Source organism: Vibrio sp. 03_296, from assembly GCF_002265885.1.
Window position 1 is genome coordinate 1 of the sequence record NZ_NPKW01001178.1, and the last position, 367, is coordinate 367.

The following is a 367-nucleotide window of genomic DNA, read 5'->3' on the forward strand; positions in this document are numbered from 1 at the left end:
CGGATTTACCTAAACACTCAGCCTACGCACTTGAACCTGGACAACCGTCGCCAGGCCCACCTAGCCTTCTCCGTCCCCCCATCGCAATTGTAAGAAGTACGGGAATATTAACCCGTTTCCCATCGACTACGCTTTTCAGCCTCGCCTTAGGGGTCGACTTACCCTGCCCCGATTAACGTTGGACAGGAACCCTTGGTCTTCCGGCGGGGAGGTTTTCACCCCCTTGTCGTTACTCATCGTCAGCATTCGCACTTCTGATACCTCCAGCATGCTTTACAACACACCTTCAACGGCTTACAGAACGCTCCCCTACCCAATGTTCATAGAACATTGCCGCAGCTTCGGTTTACAACTTAGCCCCGTTACA

General features: G+C 52.9%; 1 rRNA gene. It reads right to left on the reverse strand.

Annotated features, from left to right (window positions below):
- A 23S ribosomal RNA gene (locus CIK04_RS30745) occupies nucleotides 1-367 on the reverse strand; the annotation flags it as partial.